The 24896-nt window shown below is 50.9% G+C and carries 13 protein-coding genes; all 13 read right to left on the minus strand.

Annotation, left to right across the window (positions count from 1 at the left end):
- Positions 1-74 precede the first annotated feature (74 nt).
- The gene (locus tag G7Y46_RS04985; RefSeq protein WP_165252907.1) at positions 75-8078 is read right to left on the minus strand and encodes a hypothetical protein; all 8004 of its coding nucleotides are present in this window, start codon (positions 8076-8078) and stop codon (positions 75-77) included.
- Between the two features lie 28 nt (positions 8079-8106).
- Positions 8107-8922 (minus strand): hypothetical protein, encoded by an 816-nt coding sequence (locus G7Y46_RS04990; protein WP_165252909.1) that lies wholly within the window; start codon positions 8920-8922, stop codon positions 8107-8109.
- A gap of 42 nt (positions 8923-8964) precedes the next feature.
- Positions 8965-9759, minus strand: a complete 795-nt coding sequence (locus G7Y46_RS04995) for a hypothetical protein (RefSeq protein ID WP_165252911.1) — start codon at positions 9757-9759, stop codon at positions 8965-8967.
- 319 nt (positions 9760-10078) lie between these two features.
- Positions 10079-10708, minus strand: a complete 630-nt coding sequence (locus G7Y46_RS05000) for a hypothetical protein (RefSeq protein ID WP_165252913.1) — start codon at positions 10706-10708, stop codon at positions 10079-10081.
- Positions 10709-10797: 89 nt separating this feature from the next.
- Entirely contained in the window at positions 10798-13194 is a 2397-nt protein-coding gene (locus tag G7Y46_RS05005) for an InlB B-repeat-containing protein (RefSeq protein ID WP_165252915.1), read from the minus strand.
- A gap of 190 nt (positions 13195-13384) precedes the next feature.
- A complete protein-coding gene (locus tag G7Y46_RS05010; protein ID WP_165252917.1) occupies positions 13385-15019 on the minus strand; it encodes a hypothetical protein in 1635 nt (544 codons plus the stop codon).
- A gap of 73 nt (positions 15020-15092) precedes the next feature.
- Positions 15093-16517: a leucine-rich repeat domain-containing protein gene (locus tag G7Y46_RS05015; protein WP_165252919.1), complete on the minus strand. Its 1425-nt coding sequence runs from the start codon at positions 16515-16517 to the stop codon at positions 15093-15095.
- On the minus strand, positions 16475-17242 hold the full coding sequence (locus G7Y46_RS05020; RefSeq protein ID WP_165252921.1) for a hypothetical protein: 768 nt from the start codon (positions 17240-17242) through the stop codon (positions 16475-16477). The genes G7Y46_RS05015 and G7Y46_RS05020 overlap by 43 nt, the downstream gene beginning before the upstream one ends.
- 42 nt (positions 17243-17284) lie before the next feature.
- Positions 17285-18079: a hypothetical protein gene (locus tag G7Y46_RS05025; RefSeq protein ID WP_165252911.1), complete on the minus strand. Its 795-nt coding sequence runs from the start codon at positions 18077-18079 to the stop codon at positions 17285-17287.
- Between the two features lie 319 nt (positions 18080-18398).
- On the minus strand, positions 18399-19028 hold the full coding sequence (locus G7Y46_RS05030; RefSeq protein WP_165252913.1) for a hypothetical protein: 630 nt from the start codon (positions 19026-19028) through the stop codon (positions 18399-18401).
- A gap of 89 nt (positions 19029-19117) precedes the next feature.
- On the minus strand, positions 19118-21514 hold the full coding sequence (locus tag G7Y46_RS05035; RefSeq protein ID WP_165252915.1) for an InlB B-repeat-containing protein: 2397 nt from the start codon (positions 21512-21514) through the stop codon (positions 19118-19120).
- A gap of 190 nt (positions 21515-21704) precedes the next feature.
- Entirely contained in the window at positions 21705-23339 is a 1635-nt protein-coding gene (locus G7Y46_RS05040; RefSeq protein WP_165252917.1) for a hypothetical protein, read from the minus strand.
- Positions 23340-23412: 73 nt separating this feature from the next.
- Positions 23413-24896 (minus strand): leucine-rich repeat domain-containing protein (locus G7Y46_RS05045; RefSeq protein WP_165252923.1); only part of this gene is annotated, 1484 nt, incomplete at its 5' end.

Consider the following 24896-nt stretch of genomic DNA (forward strand, 5'->3'; position numbering starts at 1 on the left):
AGGCTTACGCAAGCTTTGGGGTTCGCTTGCGTAAGCCTTTGAGTTTAGAGTCTGCAATACTGATTACTAATTTACTAATCGCGCGGCTTACGAGCGTGAACGCGACGGTTCTTGCGACTGTTCGTAAGCACAAGCACCGCAGTCGCCCCACACGCCACCGCCAAAAGTGCACACATAAGAGCTGCGTTCATATCGCCTGTCTTCGCAAGCTGGCTTAAAGCGCCGCCCAAAGTGCTTGGCACGCGAACAAACTTATTGCCGGAACCAGACGATACAATCGGCGTAAATGTAACCTCTAGCGTATGCGTATTGCCCGCCTTTTCATCCTTGGCTTTGTAAACATACTTAGTAGAACTGTAGAATTGCGATATTCCATCTACGGAAATTGACGAAACCGTATACCCAGTATCGGGCATGAAATTGTACTCGGCATCTGCCGTTAAGTCGTAAGCCATAGTCCCCGACGGGCTTACCGTACCATGCCCGGTAGAAGACGCCGTTATCTGATACTTTTGGTCTTTGCCGACATTACCGCCGCTACCACCGCTGCCGCCATCGCCGCTGCTGCTGCCACCACTACTGCTGCTTTCGTCGCGCATAAAAGAGTAACTAATTGTCGGGTTCGCTTTTGTAGTGCGCAAGCGCGTAACGGCGGCCGTCTCAGATTCTGCCGCATAAGCTTTTTGCTTGAAACAACCCTCATCTATTACGCCGGGATCTATAACCTCAAAACCATCCAGTTCAACGCTTTTCACCTTATAGCCTGCATCGGCAACGGCCTCAATAGATATCTCCTGCCCAATAGAGACGGGAATGTTCTCGCCATGACGCATAACATGACGATATATCTTGCCGTCAACCACGCGCGTTACTACCAAATAGCCGCTGTCTGTTTGCGTGCGAACATTGGCAAGATTGTCGAAGTAAAACACATCGGCTGGCGAATTTTTATCGGTGGCATTTACGCTAACCTGAGGCACACTTCCGTCGGCACCAGCCACTACGTTCCAAGTAAACGAATCATCTGCCGGATTGTATTCCAAATTCGCATCTGGATGCGCACCGTTAAAGCTGTCCACCGCACCTTGAATTATCTTGTCTGCATCCTCGCTGCTGGTGCCGCTAGGTATTTCAGGCACAACAAATACATTGTCGCCAATCTGAATCTTCGTTATATCTTCGCCGGTAGCCGGTGTAGCCGTCATGTTAATAGTGTCGCCCGGAGCAACATATGCATCGCTTCCCGAAGGCTTAACCGATGCGCCTCCGCTAGACTCAACTTCAACCTTTGAAATTGAATCTTTATCGTATATGCAGCTATCTGCGCTCTTCTTAATAACAACATTCAGTACAGTGTCTTCGCGAATATCGTTTACAAGCACATACTTGTAGGGCTGCGCTGCATCGCGGGCACCTTCAAGCCCTGTGCCACCTATGTCCATTATCGGAAGCGGAGTTGTCTTGCCCGCAGAAGAAACATTTGCAGAAACCACTTCATAGCCATCGTTTGGCATTATGTAGAACTTCTTGGAAGAGCCTTTGGGCAAACTTGCATAAGTAGGCGACACACGGCAGAAGTTTGCGCTGCCAGCACTTGAATCTTGTATGCGCACGTCTACATTTACGTCTGCATCCGGCTCGAAGTAAGACGAGCCATCCGTATTGGCGAACTCAGCCACAAATCTTAAATCTTGCGAAACGGCAGGCACAGTGTAGCTAAGCCCAACCACTCCACTAGTAACATCTGTTTGCTCACCTGCCGCATGCACAACAAGTCGTTTCAGAAGCGCTCCATTGTCAGGCTGAAGCGTGAACGTAAAGGGCTTGCCATTTGCAACCTGAACACACCCCGCCGGATACACATTGCCGGGTCCATTAGCAGAAACGCTAACTGCGTGGTTCGTATAACTAGGCACAGTTTCGCCCGCACCCACAGGCTTAAACACCGCAAACACGTCCATGTTGGAAGACACTTCGCGCAGCGTGAATGAATTCCCGTCAACAGCAATTGGGTTTTTAGTGCCATTCTTCATAAGCACATACGCACCATCAACTTTGTAGCCCTCATCTGGAATTAGCGTGAAAGTCTGCGCCGCATGCGCTCGCACAACATTCGTGCCCGCTGGCGACACAGCACCACCGCTGCCCTCAACACCAGCGTTCACAATATATGACACATCTTCATTTATTTCAGCATTATCAAGCCCAGTGTTAGGAAGTAACGCTGCCTCAAATTCTGCAACTAGCCTGTATGTGCCACTACCGCGATAAGCAAGCGGAACGCGAACACCAGATTCGCCCGCTTCGGGCGCATAAGTGCTGCCTACACGTGAACCTGCTTCATCTATAAAGTACGCCTGTTTAACAGCAAAACCATGATTTGGCAGCACCTCAGCTGATTGCGCCGCGCCCGATTTTACGAACACAACCCCACTGGGACTAGCATAGCCCTTACCAGAGCCACCAAGCGTTAAGTCGTAAGCTGTGAAGTTCTCAACCGCCTGAGTGTCGCTAACAAACACCGCCACCACAGAGTGGTCAGCCTGAATATTTGCGAACGTGTATTGCCCGCGCGCCACATCGGCTGCACTTACGTATTCGCCAGCCAAAACGTTGCCGTCGGAATCGACCGTTCCATCAATTGCAAGGTAACTTAGCTTGTGTCCCGCATTTGCTTTCGCGGTGAACACAAGATTTGCGCCAGCATTCACCAGCGTGTCGCCCGCAGGCGTTATGGTGCCACCACCAACAGCCTGCGCTTTTACGGTGAACTTTTCGTATTCGGGAAGTTGCTCAGCTTCGCTACCAGATGCTGAATTGAACACAACCAGCACACGCATGTCGCACGATATGTTGCTAAGCGAATAGCTGCCGGCAACTTGGCGCAAGTCGCTGTGGTCAGAAGCATCGAAAATTGACGCTTGCCCAACCTTTATATAAGTAGCGCATCCACTTTCCGGGAAGAACGAGAACGCCTGCGCGCCGCCTGCCGGCACCTTCATCGTGGTCTTACCGCCAGCTTGAGTAATGTTTCCCGGATAAACAGAGCCCGCGCCTTGCACTTCTACTTCTATCGAATATTCATCGCGCTGAACCTCAGCCGCGTTTTTCTCAAACTCAGCATTTATTCCCACGGTGCTGCCGCCAACATTTGAGGCGCTGCTAATTTTTAACGTGTAGGTGCCATTGCCGTTGTTCACAAGCTGAACACCACTGGCACCAGAAGCATTCAGCGACACATCTTTAATATGGTATTCCGCCGTAGGCTTCACAGTAAATGTGTATTCATTTATCTTGCCAGCTTCGCTTGGCACAACTGCCTCGTACACGGAAGGCTCAATAGTGCCACCGTATCCTGCGCTTGCTTCTATGCGCACGCGCGCATCTGTTGACGGCGGCTGCTCTTCATCGCCAAGCGCAGGCGTGCCACCCGGTTCTGTTTTGTCCACTTCGGCAAACGTGGCAACCAGCTTGGCAATGCTTGCGCCACTGTACCCTTGCGCCGCAACAAATTCCTCTATGGAAGCCACATCAAGCGTCCAGTCGTTTGTTTTCGCAGCATTGGCTAAATCGGCTCCGCCAAGCGTTTTTATTTCGCCATTTTCTAGACGCATGTCAACCGTAACGCTGGTCAGGTCTACCACTTTCGCACTTGCGCTAGCTGCATTCGCAATGAATGTGAAGGCTGTATTCTTGCCTTCAACCAGCTCCACCGCACCAGCGGGCGAAACGCGCCCCGGTCCCTTCGCTTCCACAAGCACAAGCGAGGTATCTGTCACAACGTTTTCGTATTCCACCACAACAGAGTGGTCCGCCGACACATTGAACAGCTCAAGTGTGCTGCCGCTTACATCAGCCACAACCGGTTTTCCGTCTAGCCGCACATCTTTAATGCGCCAGCCAGCGTCGGGAATAAACGTAACGCTAATGTTTGCGCCATCGTTAACATCGGTTGCGCCCAAAGGCGAAACAGTACCGCCACAGCTGCCCACCACACTGGTCTCTATGCTGTGCACACGCGGCACAGGTTTGCCCGCCTCGGGTGCAAATTCCACCCGCAAGTCGGTATCTTTCACAACATTTTCAAGCGTGTATTCGCTAACGCCAGCAGCCACTTGCACGCCGTCAACATAAACTGCGCGCACAACGTAGCCTGCCTTATTCACAAAACTGAATGTTTGCGACGCGCCCGCCGCCACATCTACGCCATCTTGCCCTTCGCACATGCCGGGAGAAATGTATCCCGCACCAGACGGTCCACTTACGCTGGTAGATACATGCCAAGTTTTGTCGTTTATGCTTTGCGCCGTAAATGTGGCTATAACATTTATGCGCCCCGTGTTGTCCGCGCTATCGGTCTTAGCGAAACGAGTTATCAAATCGCTAGGCAGCGCATAGGTAAATGTGTCGCCCGCATCATTTGCGGTTATGCGGCTATCGGTCGGGCTTATTTCGGCTTCGTATTTATCGCTTTCAAATTCACCCGTAACCTTCAGCGCCGCAAAACTGTAGCCTTCTTGCGCCTTTATGCTAAACGACAGGCTTGCGTCAGCTAAAACATTTTGCAGCCCCGCGGGCGATATGGTGCCACCAGTAAGTGCAGCAGATGTAACCGCCACCACTTTCTTGTTGATCGGTGCTACCTCGCCCGGGTTTAGCTTAGCGAATTTCACCAGTACAAGCGTGTTTTCATCGACCGTAATAGACAGCGTACCGGCGCTGGCAAGGCTAGTTACCACACGCGAGGTGCCCTCTATGGGCGCGCCGTCTGCATCTAAATCTTGCAGCGTTACGCAATCTATTCTGCTATCTTTATCGGGAATAATAGAGATGCTTTGCTTTTCTCCCGCACTTGTCCAAGTGGTTCCCGAAGGCGTAGTAGTACCCGTACCCGTGCCAGACGCATCAGTACGCACCACCAACATGCGCTGCGTATAGTCAGGGTCTTCAGATTCTAACTTCTTGAATTCGGCATACACCTTATATTGCGCCGTGCCGCTAGACGCAGCCTGCGGAATAAACGAAAGCGTGTTGCCAACAACATAGGGCACGTCAATTCCTGCCGCATCCTTGTACGTGGCATTTGTTACATCTACCATCTTGCCGCCACCAACCGACAGCCAAATGCAACTTAGTTCATACCCCGTTTCTGGAATTAGCGTGAACGACTGCGCCACGCCACAATTAACGCCCGCGTAAACCCATTCGCCCGCATCGTTTTGCACACCCGCCGGATCAATAGTGCAGCCCGCATTCGCCGCTAGCACAATGTCGGCTTTCGCGGGCTCGGGCGCTACATCGCCGCCACTTCCCGCTTCTGTAAAGTAAACATCTATTGCGAAGGTTGTGCCCTTATAAGTGTTTGCATCAAACACCCAGCTCCACTTATCCGTTAAATCGGCAAATGCAACCGTTGCCGTTTCGCCTTCATTCGACGAAATTTCTATACGGTCTACGTGAGTGTCTTTGTATTCGTCGCCTTCAAGACGGCTAAAATTCAGCGTTAGCTTGCCGCTTTCCGCATCTAGCGTGTGCTTGCCCTGCGGCGCAACATTGCCACCGTGCCCAGCCACGTCAACCGTTTTCAAAGTTGCCGGAATGTCAGGGTCGGCTTCGGGGAAAAGCATCGGACACACCGAAACATTGCCCACAGCCTTAAAGCTAAGCGTATATGTGCCGCTTGAATTTTTCGCCAGCGTGTAGCCATCTTTGCCGCCAGCTGCCATCAGCTCATCTGTTGTATAAGTGTTCTCGCCTACAACAATTTTCCCAAGCGTATAGTTCTTGGCTGGCGTTATGTATATCTCTACGTCTTCACCAGCATTTACGCTATAGGGCGATGTGCCCTCCATATTGGTTTCTATGGTGGCTCCAGCCACACTTGCAGGCACGCTTATCTGCACTTTGTCGCCCACGAAGCGCACAACAACATTATGATTTGCCCGCACATTTGTAATTGTAAGCGTGTATTTTTGCATGCCCTCCGCGGCGCTAACCGCCACGCCGTCAAGCTCTAAACTGCCAATTGTGTACCCCTCATCGGCATTCACGCTAACATGTTGGAAATCGCCCGCAACCACCGTAGCGCTGTAATTTGTTATGGGGTGCTGCCCGCTTTCGTCAACACTTACGCCAAAATTTCCGCTGCCTTCAGCTATTTCACCGGTAACGGTATACGTTACATGCGCAGGCGGAATGCCGGGCGCAAACACCACCTCTATGCTGGTGTTATCGTGCATGGTACTTAAAGTATACGTGCTGCCAGTAACAGCAACTTCTACTCCATTAACTTTCAGGCTTTTTAGGCACGAGCCCTCGCCCGGAAAGAGATTCAAATACACCGGCGAGCCCGCCTGCACCATGTTAAAAGTCTTGGAACCGCTGAATTTTGTGGTGTCGCTGTTGGTGGGCACTTTGTCCGCGCCCAGCACAACTGTGTCTACCGACACTTCGCCCGACGCGCCTGTCTCAGACGTGCTGCTAACATCCAACTTCCAGTAGGCGTGAGACTCAGCTTCAGATTCGGTGTATTCGGTGAATGTGATGCTTATCGTTACATTCGTTGCTGCCGCCGTGTCGCTTAGCGTAATGAAATTTGCACCTAGAGTGTATTGGTCGGCATTAAGCCCCGAAACTACCACATCGCTTGCGTTTGCCAGATAGAAATTTTCGCTCGGGCTGAAATAAAACGTTGGGGTTGCGCCGCGCGCAAATTCCTTCGCGTGCGCCTCGTCTATGGTGCCACCCGTAGCGCTGGTGGTTACTTGGAATTTTTGCGTGCTTTTATAAGTAATGGCGAAAGCGCCCGGAGCCGCACCCAAGTTTTTCACGGAGAAAGTGACGTGCGCAGGGGTGCTTGTGCCCGTGCCCGTGCCCGCACCCGAGCCAGCACCCGCGCCCGCGCCCGAGCCTTCGCCACCTTCGCCCGCACTTTCCGCCGGCTTAAACGTAAGTTTATCTGTGCTGTCAGCCGCATTCGCGTATTCATTGCTGCTGCCCACGCGTTTGTACTCTACGCGCTTCACCTGCCCGTCCACCAACGCAAGCACACTAATTGTGCCATCTGCCTTGTCCGCCAAATCGGCACTTACAGGAAGCGTTACCGTATCAACCTGCTTGTACAGTTCGTTTACGTTGAAAAGCGTGCCATTCGTTACGTCTAGCTGGTAAGCCGTATCTATGGCATTTGCGCCCGCTTCGCTTTGCAGTGTGGTAAATGCCGGACTAGCTGCACCAGATGCAGCTGCCGCCTTAATATTTGTAGCCTCAAGTGTCGCGTGACCGTAGAAAGCACCTGTCATGTAAAGGTTATCGGGGTTCGCCTCGTCGGCATTAATGCGATCTTTCAGGAAGTCGTCTGGCACTATCCAGAAATTAACAACGCATTCGGGCGCCTCTGCAGCGCCTGTTGTAACTATCTTGAAATCGTAAGAGCCGTAGAAATAACTTGCGTTTTCGTTGCTTATTGATTCTTCGGCGAATTCTTCCAGCGCGTCTTTTAACACAATGGTAACTACGGGCGCGTTGCCGCCATCTTCCACCACTCCGCCCGTAAGCTGCTTCGTAGTGCCACTAGATTGAAGCGTGCCGTCGCTCTTGAAAGCCGTGCGCGTAACTTCCAGCGAATATTCGTAGCCCAGCGCGCCGCCGTCAAGCTTTTTCGGAGCGCCCTTTTCGTATTCCACAACCAAATTGCCCGACGCTTTTTCGGGATCAGCCACATCATCTATGGTTGCATTTTGCTGCGGACCCGTCCAGCGCGTCCAGTTGAATTCCGAAAGCGTGCGCACAGAAACAGACGTGGAAGCGCCTTCGGTAGTAGCCTGCGCTGCTTCTCCTGTGTGTTCAGTGGCGTATTCATCTGCCGCCTCTTGCACGCCTTCATGTTCGATGCGCTCGGTGTTTTCCTGCGTGCGCGTGTAATCTGCGCCCGCAGCTGCACCCGCAGTCGCAGTCGCGCCGGGTGTGGATGCCCCGCCCGCACCGGCGCCCGCAGCCAAAGCCGCCGCCGGAGTAAGCGACGTAACCATGCAGCACGCCACCACTATTGCCAGAATTTTCTTTGCGATGCTTTCCATGATGTTCCCTTATCCCAAATCCCTTTACTTACCCAAGCACTTTCACTACTACCTTGGCTGCCGCCTGCCCAACTTCGTCTTCCGTCTCCATGTCGTAAGCGAAGAAATTGGCTGTGCAATCGTAGGTGCCTGCCGGCAGCGCAACATCTAAGGTGTCGGTTTGAATGTGGTGGTTCGGTTCAACGTAATCGGTCGTGTATATAACTTCGCCCGTGTCGTCGCGAACGACCTCTACCCGCATCAGGTAACGGTTGTTCGGGACGTTCTCTATGCGCACCTCGCCGGGTGCGGTGCCGTTTTCGAACTCAATCACGGACGCGATGGAAATGTTGAACATGCCTTCTTCTACCACGCGGTCTAGCTCGGCTTGAATTTCGGCATCGGTCTTGCCAGCAAGCTGACCTTGGTCGCCCTGACGCGCACCACGCCCGCCGCCGCTGCACATGTTGAATGCCAGAAGCGCCGCAAGAATTAGCGCGACTATGGCAACTATTATGCCTATCCAAAACCCTGCACCATGCTTGCGTTTCCTGCTTTCCTGCGCAGGTTGCAGCGGCTGTTGTGCGTGCGGTGCGCGCTGCGCGTGCGGTGCGGAAGCCGCCGCCGTTGCCGTTGCCGCCGGTCGCGCTTGTTGCTGTGCCGCGTTTGCGCCCGACTGCTGATGTGCCGCATTTGCGCCCGACTGGGGAGCCGCCTTGCGGTTGGCTCCCCATGCTATTCCGTATTCATATGCGCGTGAATTTGTGGCGCTTTTGGCGCTTTCACCTAAGGGCGCATCCGAAAATGCGTCCTGCGTATTCTGGGAATTTGCGCGCTTTGCGCCCTGTGTATCGTCATATGTCATTAGATAGCCTTGTTCATTCAGTCGGACTTTTTGGTTTTAGGATTAAGCACCCGCAGGAGTAGTAGGAACAGGATGAGGACTGTCAACAACACCTTCAACAGCATCTACACTAGGAGCAAAGGTGTATTTAATCTTAAATACTTCCATGTGCATGCCATCTTTTACCTGATTGAGAAGCTGAGAGTTAGAACCTTTCATAGTGATACTATAAGGATTATCTGTAATCGTTCCTGCATTATCAACAGACTGTTTAGGGAGTACCCAATTAAGAGTTTCACCAACATTAACTGCTTCAGCCTTTTTATTTTCTTTTAGTTGCATCTTTGTTCCGCTATTACCTTCAAGAGTTATATACAAATTACCAAAATTATCTCCAGACTCATTAGGGAGCTTCGAATCAGGTGTGCCAGCCTTTGCCAAACTTGAATCGTTAACAATCTTCCAACCAGTAATATATGTATCACTAGCGTTTTTACAAAAATCCCAATCAATCTTTGAAACTTTCAGATCGAGACTCGTTGATTTATTAGTCAGCTTATAAACATCAGAGCTTGGGCACTTTAGACCTTCTCCAGCTGTGGTCGAACCTACAACATCAGCATATACAATAGCCTCAAGCGGAACTTGTACAGAGATGTTAGAGATATAGCTTTTTACGCCAACAGTTGTGCCGTCTGTGCCTGTGCCACTTGGTAAAGATGTATTACTGTACGTATTGCCGTTTATTTCCGAAAGCGAACCTGCAGGCTCACCTTCTGCAAATGCTGGCAGCGCGCAACCGATAGCAAGCGCGGCGCTAAGCCCTATAGCACCCAATACCTTACTAGTCTTCTTCATGGCTAATCCTCCTTTAGTTTTAAGCCATTTCCTACTTGCGTTTATGTTCAAGCTGGTTTCCCTACCAGCTAGATACCGTTTTGTTTCAAAATGTTTCACGTGAAACATTTTTGGGCGAACCCCAAGAGGTTGGAGAGCGAAGACGTGCTCACAAAGCGAGTTCCGCAGCGAACAGAAATGTTCTGTGAACATTTCTGCAGAGCGAGGACTGTAGAGCGACTGAGCATATCCCCGCTCTCGCCCCAGCATGCATCCCCCGCTCTTTCCGCAGCCTGCTCGCCCCAGCATGCGTCCTCCGCTTCTCCATCGCACCCTGCCCTTACCCTTCTACATTCAGAGTTATCTTTGCGGCAGCCTGCCCCACTTCCTCGTATGTGTTTTCATCAAGCGCTGTAAACGTGGCAGTTGCCGGATACGAACCCGGCTCTAAATCGCGGGTAAGCGTGATTTTTTCAATAAACTGATTCGGCTCAAGCACGCCGCTTTCGTAAAGCACGCTGCCGTCTGAATCATCCGTAATAGTTACCTGCATGTTGTAGCGATTACCCGGCACATTCTCGATGTACGCCGTGCCATCGCTTGTCCCATTCGCAAACGGAATAACGCTGGCAATAGAAATGTTGAACATGCCTTCCTCAACCACGCGGTCAAGCTCAGCCTGCATTTCTTCTTCGCTCTTGTACGGCGCTTGACCGGTCTGCGCGTTAGGGTCAATCAGGCTGCTGCCGTTGCATGCGAACAGCCACACAAGCACCCATATTGCAATTGCCACCACAACAACGCCCAGCACCAAAATTATTGTGCGCTTGGCATTTTTGCTTGGCTGCGTCGGCGCGGCAGCAGGCTTCGCAGAAGTTGTGCGCTGTACGCCGTCGCCCGCCTGAGTACCTTTTGCGCCATAGTTCACACTTGGACGCTTGCCGTTCTGTTTGTTCAAATCGTTTGCCATGTTTATCCGTTTCGTCTATCGCCTATATTTGTAAGACCACAACCACGTGTGGCGTGCGCCGGCACACTCTGCATGCGCCGGCGTATTACCTACGCGCTCGGACTGCCCCAAAGCTCGCTTTCGCCGGGAGTAGTCTCGGTGCTATAGCGCACCGTGTATTTCAACTTCGCAATGTCGGAATAAGTGTCTGCCTGCGAAAGTTTTGCCTTATCAGCCTCGAAGCCGTTTAAGCCAAGGTTGAAAGCCACCTGCGTAACAGCCTGCGCAGTTGAACTTGCCGCTTTAGCAACCACAATGTTGCTAGGTGTGCCGACGACAGGTGCGCGCTCGCCCAAGAAGTAGTTGTAGGTAGCAGCGCCGCCCGTGCCCAAGCCCGAAAGCTGCAGCCACACCTTTGCATTGCTGATACTTGTACCTACGTTGGTTTCGCCAAACAACTCTGTTGCAGCCGCTTCACGAGCGTTTATCTCTTCGGCAGTTCCAGCCTCGCTTATAGACACAATTTCCAGCGGCTCTACAGTTTGCGAAGTGAAGTGCCACGGGCTGTCATCTGAAGCCGCCGTACCGTCTGATGTACGTTTGGCGCTAACTTCACCAGTTGCCAAGTCGAGGTCCATCTTTATGTCCACCGGAATATCTACATTTACAATTAAATTCCAGCGAGCATAAAGCGTAATGGTGTCGTAATTCTCGCCTGCAGTTGCCTTGTTGGCTAAATCCTTCAAGCTGTCGGTGCTAAGCGCACTACCTGCCTGCCACGAACACCAGCCCTTACTTGTAGCTCCGGTGTCGCCAGCTTCGGGCACCATTATGGGCACATACCAGCTGTCGGTTAGTTTCACATACCCGTCCACCCCATACGTGCTATCCACTGTGGGAAGCGTAGGCTCGGCAGCGTCGGAGTAGTCGCCCTTCTTACCTAGGTCAACCCACTGATATATACCTGCATCAACGCCGGTTTTGCGGAAAGGCGCACCGCCACTTACTTTTACGGTCGCATCATCAAAGCTGCTTACTTCAGTGGCTGTACTGTTTACAACAAGCGCATGATCCTTCGGCGTAGCAGACGCGTACTTCACAAGCAGCCACTTCGTTGTAAGAATCTCTGTCCATGTACCACTTATAACAACGTTTTGGTTTGGCATTGTTATGGCGCCATTTGTGATTGCTAGACCTTCAGGCTCTGTTACAACCCACTCGAAGTTATAGTTGTCAGCCGTAGGCTTGCTGGGCAGCGTATAGGTTTGCCCATAGCGCACGTTTGCCACATCGGTAGGCCATCCAGTAATAGCACTGTCTTCTGGAACACCTTCACCCGTAGGCTTCACGAAACTAATTGAGTAAGTTAAACGATCGTAATAAACGCACAGCGTATCGTTTGCGCCGCCCTCGCGCTTCATCCAGCTAGATAACACATTGCCAGAGCTTTTTAGCGCAAAACCCTCGGGCGCGGCGGGCGCAGTTACCGTTATGTCAGCGTCGGTTAGTGCCCTGCCCGCAAGTGCAGCAGACATATCCTCATCTAGCGTATAGTCATTATCGTTTGCGTTTTGTAGGTAAACATTTACCTCATAGTCTTGCTCAACGGGGCTCCACTTGGCTACAAACTGATAATTGTCAGCATAGCGAACTTGGAAAGTTTGCCGCGGCTGATACAGCTTAGCCGCAACACTAGCGCCTTCGCCCTCGGTTACAAGCGTGCCATTAATGCGCAGCGCCCAACCATCGAAGTCGTAACCCGTGCACTCCGGAGCATCGGGCACAACAACGGTAGCGCCAGTAGTTACATCACCTAGTACCGCATCTTGCACACCGCCGCCAGCTTTACCACTCCAAGAAACAGTGTTGCCGCTGCCATCTTTCGTGTAAATAATTTGATTGTGAGCGCTTTGGTACAGCAGCGCATCGTCACCCACTAAGTCGTAATCTATAAAAGTAGCATGCGCATTGTTCGTAATTTTTATACCAAGTGTGGTTTCGGCAATTACCTCGCTGCCGGAAGACGAAACTGTAGAGCTGCCCGACTCGTCAGGGTTCGGCGAACTGTTCGTAATCTTGATGCCCAGCCACATGTTTGAAGTTACTTCGGTGTCGCCAGACGAAACAGTCGTGTTGCCAGAAACACCGTCCACCACAGCCGCGCTGTTCGTAATCTTGATGCCCAGCCACATGTTTGAAGTTACTTCGGTGTCGCCAGACGAAACAGTGGTATTACCCGTTACGCCATCTACCGCAGCAGCACTATTCGTCAGCTTAATGCCAAGCGTAAGTGTCGCATCGACGTAAGGCGTGAAGCCGGGTTCCTCTTCGTCTGTAATCGTATAGCTATAAGTTTCGGCATGCGCACGCTGCGTAAAAACACTACCCGGACAAAGCCCCAGCACCAGCGCCACGGTCAGCACGCAAGCAAGCGCTGCCGGCAGGTCGCCGGACATTTTTTGCCGCAGCAATCTGCATCTGTCAGCTAAACCAGCTAAACCTGCCATTACAAAACCCCTTTACGTATAAGTATCCAAGCCACAGCATTAGTGGCTAGTAATAGTATTTGTGAAATTGATGAATAGGGTTCGGGAAAATTTGCCCAAATTTTGGCACTACAGTGCAGTTTTACACCCCACCGAACCCTATTCGGTTGTTAATGTGCTAGTTAAAAATTGGAAATGAATCAGCTAACTCCTACAAAGCAAACCCCGGACGAACTGGATAAGGATCAGACCAATGAGAGTGACCCGTTCTATTTCCATTTCCGTTGATATGAAAAGTATTCCCTGCTCCACCATAATCTCCGGTTATGTAATCGCATGAAACACCGGCATAGCTAGCCGGCACGCCAAAACCACCAACCGCACACATTCTGTTACGCTGATCATATTGATAATATCGATACAGGTCTTGTGATGATCCACACATTCTGCTAGCACTTATAGCAAACAATCGAGTCCATAGCCCTGCCGCATTCGGTGAGTCCATTAACATAACATTGCTTGTTACATTACTGCAAACATCATAGAAATAACTAATACCATTACTTTGGTCATGCATTTCCAAACTATTAGTGTGCAGAGGAATCTCGGTTTTCAGATTATTATGTAAATACGTTTCTAACGAAGTGAAATATCTAAGCAACTCTGCATAATCTGCATCCGTGTAGGAAGCCTCTTTCTCTATCGGTCTAAAAAAGCCATACATGTTTCCAGAAAGCACTTTACTTGGATCTTTCTTTGAATGTACCGAAAAAGAACGCTTATTAGTATCTTGAATTGGTGTATTGCCTATAGCTCTCTTAAATTGAAAAACAATATTATCTTTAGTTTGTGTTTCATCTATCGCAGCAGGATCTTCCATGCTGTCTACGTAAGAGTCTAAAACAACAACTTCTTCGTAATTGTTACCCGTGCCAAATTGAATCTTGCATGTATATCTAGAGGGGTCTATCGCCAAATCTCTATAATGCGTGCAATACGGAGATTTTTCACCCTTGCTTTTTATATCGGCAACTTGCTTTTTAATATCATCAAGACTGTATACTTGATTGTATTCATTATCTATTAAATACATCGGCACATTTTCTGCCTCTAATTGCGCAGCATTTTTACCATTGTAGCTACCACTAACCCAGCTGTAATCAAATAACGGATATCCCGTGCCTGTTATAGTTACAGTTAACTGAGCGAGTTTATTTACAACATCGTAGTTGTATTTGCCTTCACCCGGTGTGGTGCCAGCAACAACTAAATTGTCAGTATTAACAGCATATTTTGCATCTTTCACTTGATCGGTGTTCGTTAAATTCAGGCGGAATGTACACTGTGCTGTACTATTCCTGTTAGCACCGATATACACGCCTGCACCCTTTTCCACGGTGCTACCAGTTGTAGCATCGCCCGGACCGAAATCTATTCTTTGCGATTCGTCTTCAGTCAAATACAAACTAAACAGCGGGTCTTCCGCACCCACTGCAGGCTTGCCTTCCGTGCCATTCATTTTGTAGAACAGCTTTGTAGCGCCTAAATCTTTACTTACAATTTGAGACACATAGGCATTAGTCTTGCCGCTATTCACCAAGCTGAAATCTGACGTAATACTTGAAGCCGGATTCGAAACGTCGTAGCCCTCTTCGCCACCAAACGTAACAAATAGAGGCACTGTCATGCACACATTCGCGCCCACCTGCGGCACAGGGTCATTTGCTGCATACGCTTTTGATTGGTCGCTCCCAAATGCGCCGGCAGCAAACGGCGTCATGGTAAGCGCCATGGCGGCGGCACATGCGATAGATGTCGCACGTTTTAAGATGCTTGTCTTCTTCATTTCCCTTCTTCCTTTTCCAAATCGGGCACGCGTGTGCCTAGACCTAAATCTAAAATCCCCGGGTGTTGTCTATTTAATTGAGAGGTATTTCTATATGCGCGGTGCCGTCTAGCGTGGGCACGTCAAGCGCCAGCACAAGGCTTATGCTGAAGTTGCCGGCGCCGGTCTGCTTTGCCGTTACGGTGCCTGCGTCAATATCTAAGCTGATATATTTGGCTTTGTAGCTGCATATTGGCTGCACAGCGCCCGGCGCATATATGTAGCCGTTGTCGTCTAGCAGGCTGACGGTTTGCCCCACCTTCAGGTCGTTCAAATTTTCGGCGGCTTTCACGCCGTAGGGCATAAGGCGATTGCCCGTGGTTGGCAAGCCCACCTGCCAGTTGTATACGCCTTGCGCGTTGTAGGGCACATACACGCTTGTGCGCGTGGCACCAAGAAGCACGGTGGGCGACACGTTGGCGGTGGCGAAGCGGTCGGCAATTGTTAGGTTGTTTAGCCCGGCGAATACTTCGCTGCCAATTTGCGCGGCGGCTTGCGGCACAATGAACGTGGTAAGCGCCGTGTTTGCAAATGCGCGGTTGCCGACAGTTTCCACGGTTTCGGGCAGATGCGCGGCTTTAAGATTTGTGCAGTTTTCGAATGCGCCTTCGCCAATTGTTGTTACGCTTGCCGGGATGTTGACAATTTGCGGCGCTTGCAAATTTGAGAAACCGGCTGGCGCGATGGTCGATACCTTGTATTCCACGCCGTTAATTGCGCCGGCTTCTGGGATTGTTAGTTCTGCGGGCGGTTCGGCTTTGCCGCTGTCGGCGCTTGCGACTTCGCCGTTGTCGGCGCTTGCGACTTCGCCGTTGCCTTCGCCTTCACCGCTGTCGGCGCTTGCGGCTTCGCCGTTGCCGGCAGCTTCAACGTTACCTTCGCCTTCACCGTTACCTTCGCCTTCACCTTCACCGTTACCTTCGCCTTCACCGTTGCCAGCCGCCCAGCTGACTGCCAAGGTGTAGTCGGGTAACAGCGTGTAAGCAAAGCCCGATTCATTTTCTGCAGGCGCTGCCACATCGCCCGGCTGCGCCGGAGTTACGAAATGAGTAAATCCAGCCGCTTCCCATGCGACGGTATTGCTGGTAACAACTGTTGCGTTGGCAACAGTTTCGCCGCTGAACGCGGGTATTGGCGTGGTGGTTTGCACATCGCTAGATGCCGCACCGCCTTCCGCACCTTCCGCACCTTCCGCAGCTTCCACCGCTTCTACAGCTTCCGCGCCTTCCGCGGTTTCCGCATTTGCTTGCTCGTTTGCTTGCTCGGCTTCGCTTTCGGAATTAGCAACCGCTATGCTGGCAACTTCACCCGTGCTAACGATTGTGCGCAGATCAGCATTTCCCCAAAACGCGCCCTGCGATATGGCGGTGCACTCAGGAGCCAAAGCCACACTAGCACCAATGCCAGCAGGAGCAGCTATGAGTGAGGACAAGTCGTAGCGAAGAAATTGGCTGTGCAATCGTAGGTGCCTGCCGGCAGCGCAACATCTAAGGTGTCGGTTTGAATGTGGTGGTTCGGTTCAACGTAATCGGTCGTGTATATAACTTCGCCCGTGTCGTCGCGAACGACCTCTACCCGCATCAGGTAACGGTTGTTCGGGACGTTCTCTATGCGCACCTCGCCGGGTGCGGTGCCGTTTTCGAACTCAATCACGGACGCGATGGAAATGTTGAACATGCCTTCTTCTACCACGCGGTCTAGCTCGGCTTGAATTTCGGCATCGGTCTTGCCAGCAAGCTGACCTTGGTCGCCCTGACGCGCACCACGCCCGCCGCCGCTGCACATGTTGAATGCCAGAAGCGCCGCAAGAATTAGCGCGACTATGGCAACTATTATGCCTATCCAAAACCCTGCACCATGCTTGCGTTTCCTGCTTTCCTGCGCAGGTTGCAGCGGCTGTTGTGCGTGCGGTGCGCGCTGCGCGTGCGGTGCGGAAGCCGCCGCCGTTGCCGTTGCCGCCGGTCGCGCTTGTTGCTGTGCCGCGTTTGCGCCCGACTGCTGATGTGCCGCATTTGCGCCCGACTGGGGAGCCGCCTTGCGGTTGGCTCCCCATGCTATTCCGTATTCATATGCGCGTGAATTTGTGGCGCTTTTGGCGCTTTCACCTAAGGGCGCATCCGAAAATGCGTCCTGCGTATTCTGGGAATTTGCGCGCTTTGCGCCCTGTGTATCGTCATATGTCATTAGATAGCCTTGTTCATTCAGTCGGACTTTTTGGTTTTAGGATTAAGCACCCGCAGGAGTAGTAGGAACAGGATGAGGACTGTCAACAACACCTTCAACAGCATCTACACTAGGAGCAAAGGTGTATTTAATCTTAAATACTTCCATGTGCATGCCATCTTTTACCTGATTGAGAAGCTGAGAGTTAGAACCTTTCATAGTGATACTATAAGGATTATCTGTAATCGTTCCTGCATTATCAACAGACTGTTTAGGGAGTACCCAATTAAGAGTTTCACCAACATTAACTGCTTCAGCCTTTTTATTTTCTTTTAGTTGCATCTTTGTTCCGCTATTACCTTCAAGAGTTATATACAAATTACCAAAATTATCTCCAGACTCATTAGGGAGCTTCGAATCAGGTGTGCCAGCCTTTGCCAAACTTGAATCGTTAACAATCTTCCAACCAGTAATATATGTATCACTAGCGTTTTTACAAAAATCCCAATCAATCTTTGAAACTTTCAGATCGAGACTCGTTGATTTATTAGTCAGCTTATAAACATCAGAGCTTGGGCACTTTAGACCTTCTCCAGCTGTGGTCGAACCTACAACATCAGCATATACAATAGCCTCAAGCGGAACTTGTACAGAGATGTTAGAGATATAGCTTTTTACGCCAACAGTTGTGCCGTCTGTGCCTGTGCCACTTGGTAAAGATGTATTACTGTACGTATTGCCGTTTATTTCCGAAAGCGAACCTGCAGGCTCACCTTCTGCAAATGCTGGCAGCGCGCAACCGATAGCAAGCGCGGCGCTAAGCCCTATAGCACCCAATACCTTACTAGTCTTCTTCATGGCTAATCCTCCTTTAGTTTTAAGCCATTTCCTACTTGCGTTTATGTTCAAGCTGGTTTCCCTACCAGCTAGATACCGTTTTGTTTCAAAATGTTTCACGTGAAACATTTTTGGGCGAACCCCAAGAGGTTGGAGAGCGAAGACGTGCTCACAAAGCGAGTTCCGCAGCGAACAGAAATGTTCTGTGAACATTTCTGCAGAGCGAGGACTGTAGAGCGACTGAGCATATCCCCGCTCTCGCCCCAGCATGCATCCCCCGCTCTTTCCGCAGCCTGCTCGCCCCAGCATGCGTCCTCCGCTTCTCCATCGCACCCTGCCCTTACCCTTCTACATTCAGAGTTATCTTTGCGGCAGCCTGCCCCACTTCCTCGTATGTGTTTTCATCAAGCGCTGTAAACGTGGCAGTTGCCGGATACGAACCCGGCTCTAAATCGCGGGTAAGCGTGATTTTTTCAATAAACTGATTCGGCTCAAGCACGCCGCTTTCGTAAAGCACGCTGCCGTCTGAATCATCCGTAATAGTTACCTGCATGTTGTAGCGATTACCCGGCACATTCTCGATGTACGCCGTGCCATCGCTTGTCCCATTCGCAAACGGAATAACGCTGGCAATAGAAATGTTGAACATGCCTTCCTCAACCACGCGGTCAAGCTCAGCCTGCATTTCTTCTTCGCTCTTGTACGGCGCTTGACCGGTCTGCGCGTTAGGGTCAATCAGGCTGCTGCCGTTGCATGCGAACAGCCACACAAGCACCCATATTGCAATTGCCACCACAACAACGCCCAGCACCAAAATTATTGTGCGCTTGGCATTTTTGCTTGGCTGCGTCGGCGCGGCAGCAGGCTTCGCAGAAGTTGTGCGCTGTACGCCGTCGCCCGCCTGAGTACCTTTTGCGCCATAGTTCACACTTGGACGCTTGCCGTTCTGTTTGTTCAAATCGTTTGCCATGTTTATCCGTTTCGTCTATCGCCTATATTTGTAAGACCACAACCACGTGTGGCGTGCGCCGGCACACTCTGCATGCGCCGGCGTATTACCTACGCGCTCGGACTGCCCCAAAGCTCGCTTTCGCCGGGAGTAGTCTCGGTGCTATAGCGCACCGTGTATTTCAACTTCGCAATGTCGGAATAAGTGTCTGCCTGCGAAAGTTTTGCCTTATCAGCCTCGAAGCCGTTTAAGCCAAGGTTGAAAGCCACCTGCGTAACAGCCTGCGCAGTTGAACTTGCCGCTTTAGCAACCACAATGTTGCTAGGTGTGCCGACGACAGGTGCGCGCTCGCCCAAGAAGTAGTTGTAGGTAGCAGCGCCGCCCGTGCCCAAGCCCGAAAGCTGCAGCCACACCTTTGCATTGCTGATACTTGTACCTACGTTGGTTTCGCCAAACAACTCTGTTGCAGCCGCTTCACGAGCGTTTATCTCTTCGGCAGTTCCAGCCTCGCTTATAGACACAATTTCCAGCGGCTCTACAGTTTGCGAAGTGAAGTGCCACGGGCTGTCATCTGAAGCCGCCGTACCGTCTGATGTACGTTTGGCGCTAACTTCACCAGTTGCCAAGTCGAGGTCCATCTTTATGTCCACCGGAATATCTACATTTACAATTAAATTCCAGCGAGCATAAAGCGTAATGGTGTCGTAATTCTCGCCTGCAGTTGCCTTGTTGGCTAAATCCTTCAAGCTGTCGGTGCTAAGCGCACTACCTGCCTGCCACGAACACCAGCCCTTACTTGTAGCTCCGGTGTCGCCAGCTTCGGGCACCATTATGGGCACATACCAGCTGTCGGTTAGTTTCACATACCCGTCCACCCCATACGTGCTATCCACTGTGGGAAGCGTAGGCTCGGCAGCGTCGGAGTAGTCGCCCTTCTTACCTAGGTCAACCCACTGATATATACCTGCATCAACGCCGGTTTTGCGGAAAGGCGCACCGCCACTTACTTTTACGGTCGCATCATCAAAGCTGCTTACTTCAGTGGCTGTACTGTTTACAACAAGCGCATGATCCTTCGGCGTAGCAGACGCGTACTTCACAAGCAGCCACTTCGTTGTAAGAATCTCTGTCCATGTACCACTTATAACAACGTTTTGGTTTGGCATTGTTATGGCGCCATTTGTGATTGCTAGACCTTCAGGCTCTGTTACAACCCACTCGAAGTTATAGTTGTCAGCCGTAGGCTTGCTGGGCAGCGTATAGGTTTGCCCATAGCGCACGTTTGCCACATCGGTAGGCCATCCAGTAATAGCACTGTCTTCTGGAACACCTTCACCCGTAGGCTTCACGAAACTAATTGAGTAAGTTAAACGATCGTAATAAACGCACAGCGTATCGTTTGCGCCGCCCTCGCGCTTCATCCAGCTAGATAACACATTGCCAGAGCTTTTTAGCGCAAAACCCTCGGGCGCGGCGGGCGCAGTTACCGTTATGTCAGCGTCGGTTAGTGCCCTGCCCGCAAGTGCAGCAGACATATCCTCATCTAGCGTATAGTCATTATCGTTTGCGTTTTGTAGGTAAACATTTACCTCATAGTCTTGCTCAACGGGGCTCCACTTGGCTACAAACTGATAATTGTCAGCATAGCGAACTTGGAAAGTTTGCCGCGGCTGATACAGCTTAGCCGCAACACTAGCGCCTTCGCCCTCGGTTACAAGCGTGCCATTAATGCGCAGCGCCCAACCATCGAAGTCGTAACCCGTGCACTCCGGAGCATCGGGCACAACAACGGTAGCGCCAGTAGTTACATCACCTAGTACCGCATCTTGCACACCGCCGCCAGCTTTACCACTCCAAGAAACAGTGTTGCCGCTGCCATCTTTCGTGTAAATAATTTGATTGTGAGCGCTTTGGTACAGCAGCGCATCGTCACCCACTAAGTCGTAATCTATAAAAGTAGCATGCGCATTGTTCGTAATTTTTATACCAAGTGTGGTTTCGGCAATTACCTCGCTGCCGGAAGACGAAACTGTAGAGCTGCCCGACTCGTCAGGGTTCGGCGAACTGTTCGTAATCTTGATGCCCAGCCACATGTTTGAAGTTACTTCGGTGTCGCCAGACGAAACAGTCGTGTTGCCAGAAACACCGTCCACCACAGCCGCGCTGTTCGTAATCTTGATGCCCAGCCACATGTTTGAAGTTACTTCGGTGTCGCCAGACGAAACAGTGGTATTACCCGTTACGCCATCTACCGCAGCAGCACTATTCGTCAGCTTAATGCCAAGCGTAAGTGTCGCATCGACGTAAGGCGTGAAGCCGGGTTCCTCTTCGTCTGTAATCGTATAGCTATAAGTTTCGGCATGCGCACGCTGCGTAAAAACACTACCCGGACAAAGCCCCAGCACCAGCGCCACGGTCAGCACGCAAGCAAGCGCTGCCGGCAGGTCGCCGGACATTTTTTGCCGCAGCAATCTGCATCTGTCAGCTAAACCAGCTAAACCTGCCATTACAAAACCCCTTTACGTATAAGTATCCAAGCCACAGCATTAGTGGCTAGTAATAGTATTTGTGAAATTGATGAATAGGGTTCGGGAAAATTTGCCCAAATTTTGGCACTACAGTGCAGTTTTACACCCCACCGAACCCTATTCGGTTGTTAATGTGCTAGTTAAAAATTGGAAATGAATCAGCTAACTCCTACAAAGCAAACCCCGGACGAACTGGATAAGGATCAGACCAATGAGAGTGACCCGTTCTATTTCCATTTCCGTTGATATGAAAAGTATTCCCTGCTCCACCATAATCTCCGGTTATGTAATCGCATGAAACACCGGCATAGCTAGCCGGCACGCCAAAACCACCAACCGCACACATTCTGTTACGCTGATCATATTGATAATATCGATACAGGTCTTGTGATGATCCACACATTCTGCTAGCACTTATAGCAAACAATCGAGTCCATAGCCCTGCCGCATTCGGTGAGTCCATTAACATAACATTGCTTGTTACATTACTGCAAACATCATAGAAATAACTAATACCATTACTTTGGTCATGCATTTCCAAACTATTAGTGTGCAGAGGAATCTCGGTTTTCAGATTATTATGTAAATACGTTTCTAACGAAGTGAAATATCTAAGCAACTCTGCATAATCTGCATCCGTGTAGGAAGCCTCTTTCTCTATCGGTCTAAAAAAGCCATACATGTTTCCAGAAAGCACTTTACTTGGATCTTTCTTTGAATGTACCGAAAAAGAACGCTTATTAGTATCTTGAATTGGTGTATTGCCTATAGCTCTCTTAAATTGAAAAACAATATTATCTTTAGTTTGTGTTTCATCTATCGCAGCAGGATCTTCCATGCTGTCTACGTAAGAGTCTAAAACAACAACTTCTTCGTAATTGTTACCCGTGCCAAATTGAATCTTGCATGTATATCTAGAGGGGTCTATCGCCAAATCTCTATAATGCGTGCAATACGGAGATTTTTCACCCTTGCTTTTTATATCGGCAACTTGCTTTTTAATATCATCAAGACTGTATACTTGATTGTATTCATTATCTATTAAATACATCGGCACATTTTCTGCCTCTAATTGCGCAGCATTTTTACCATTGTAGCTACCACTAACCCAGCTGTAATCAAATAACGGATATCCCGTGCCTGTTATAGTTACAGTTAACTGAGCGAGTTTATTTACAACATCGTAGTTGTATTTGCCTTCACCCGGTGTGGTGCCAGCAACAACTAAATTGTCAGTATTAACAGCATATTTTGCATCTTTCACTTGATCGGTGTTCGTTAAATTCAGGCGGAATGTACACTGTGCTGTACTATTCCTGTTAGCACCGATATACACGCCTGCACCCTTTTCCACGGTGCTACCAGTTGTAGCATCGCCCGGACCGAAATCTATTCTTTGCGATTCGTCTTCAGTCAAATACAAACTAAACAGCGGGTCTTCCGCACCCACTGCAGGCTTGCCTTCCGTGCCATTCATTTTGTAGAACAGCTTTGTAGCGCCTAAATCTTTACTTACAATTTGAGACACATAGGCATTAGTCTTGCCGCTATTCACCAAGCTGAAATCTGACGTAATACTTGAAGCCGGATTCGAAACGTCGTAGCCCTCTTCGCCACCAAACGTAACAAATAGAGGCACTGTCATGCACACATTCGCGCCCACCTGCGGCACAGGGTCATTTGCTGCATACGCTTTTGATTGGTCGCTCCCAAATGCGCCGGCAGCAAACGGCGTCATGGTAAGCGCCATGGCGGCGGCACATGCGATAGATGTCGCACGTTTTAAGATGCTTGTCTTCTTCATTTCCCTTCTTCCTTTTCCAAATCGGGCACGCGTGTGCCTAGACCTAAATCTAAAATCCCCGGGTGTTGTCTATTTAATTGAGAGGTATTTCTATATGCGCGGTGCCGTCTAGCGTGGGCACGTCAAGCGCCAGCACAAGGCTTATGCTGAAGTTGCCGGCGCCGGTCTGCTTTGCCGTTACGGTGCCTGCGTCAATATCTAAGCTGATATATTTGGCTTTGTAGCTGCATATTGGCTGCACAGCGCCCGGCGCATATATGTAGCCGTTGTCGTCTAGCAGGCTGACGGTTTGCCCCACCTTCAGGTCGTTCAAATTTTCGGCGGCTTTCACGCCGTAGGGCATAAGGCGATTGCCCGTGGTTGGCAAGCCCACCTGCCAGTTGTATACGCCTTGCGCGTTGTAGGGCACATACACGCTTGTGCGCGTGGCACCAAGAAGCACGGTGGGCGACACGTTGGCGGTGGCGAAGCGGTCGGCAATTGTTAGGTTGTTTAGCCCGGCGAATACTTCGCTGCCAATTTGCGCGGCGGCTTGCGGCACAATGAACGTGGTAAGCGCCGTGTTTGCAAATGCGCGGTTGCCGACAGTTTCCACGGTTTCGGGCAGATGCGCGGCTTTAAGATTTGTGCAGTTTTCGAATGCGCCTTCGCCAATTGTTGTTACGCTTGCCGGGATGTTGACAATTTGCGGCGCTTGCAAATTTGAGAAACCGGCTGGCGCGATGGTCGATACCTTGTATTCCACGCCGTTAATTGCGCCGGCTTCTGGGATTGTTAGTTCTGCGGGCGGTTCGGCTTTGCCGCTGTCGGCGCTTGCGACTTCGCCGTTGTCGGCGCTTGCGACTTCGCCGTTGCCTTCGCCTTCACCGCTGTCGGCGCTTGCGGCTTCGCCGTTGCCGGCAGCTTCAACGTTACCTTCGCCTTCACCGTTACCTTCGCCTTCACCTTCACCGTTACCTTCGCCTTCACCGTTGCCAGCCGCCCAGCTGACTGCCAAGGTGTAGTCGGGTAACAGCGTGTAAGCAAAGCCCGATTCATTTTCTGCAGGCGCTGCCACATCGCCCGGCTGCGCCGGAGTTACGAAATGAGTAAATCCAGCCGCTTCCCATGCGACGGTATTGCTGGTAACAACTGTTGCGTTGGCAACAGTTTCGCCGCTGAACGCGGGTATTGGCGTGGTGGTTTGCACATCGCTAGATGCCGCACCGCCTTCCGCACCTTCCGCACCTTCCGCAGCTTCCACCGCTTCTACAGCTTCCGCGCCTTCCGCGGTTTCCGCATTTGCTTGCTCGTTTGCTTGCTCGGCTTCGCTTTCGGAATTAGCAACCGCTATGCTGGCAACTTCACCCGTGCTAACGATTGTGCGCAGATCAGCATTTCCCCAAAACGCGCCCTGCGATATGGCGGTGCACTCAGGAGCCAAAGCCACACTAGCACCAATGCCAGCAGGAGCAGCTATGAGTGAGGACAAGTCGTTTGTATATAAGATTCCATCTTGGGCGGCATAGGCACTAGAAGCTGCGCTCCCTGTATTTGCAACAGAAATGGCCATAAGCT

The sequence above is a fragment of the Adlercreutzia sp. ZJ304 genome, from assembly GCF_011039075.1.
In the GTDB taxonomy this organism is placed as follows: Bacteria; Actinomycetota; Coriobacteriia; order Coriobacteriales; family Eggerthellaceae; genus Adlercreutzia_A.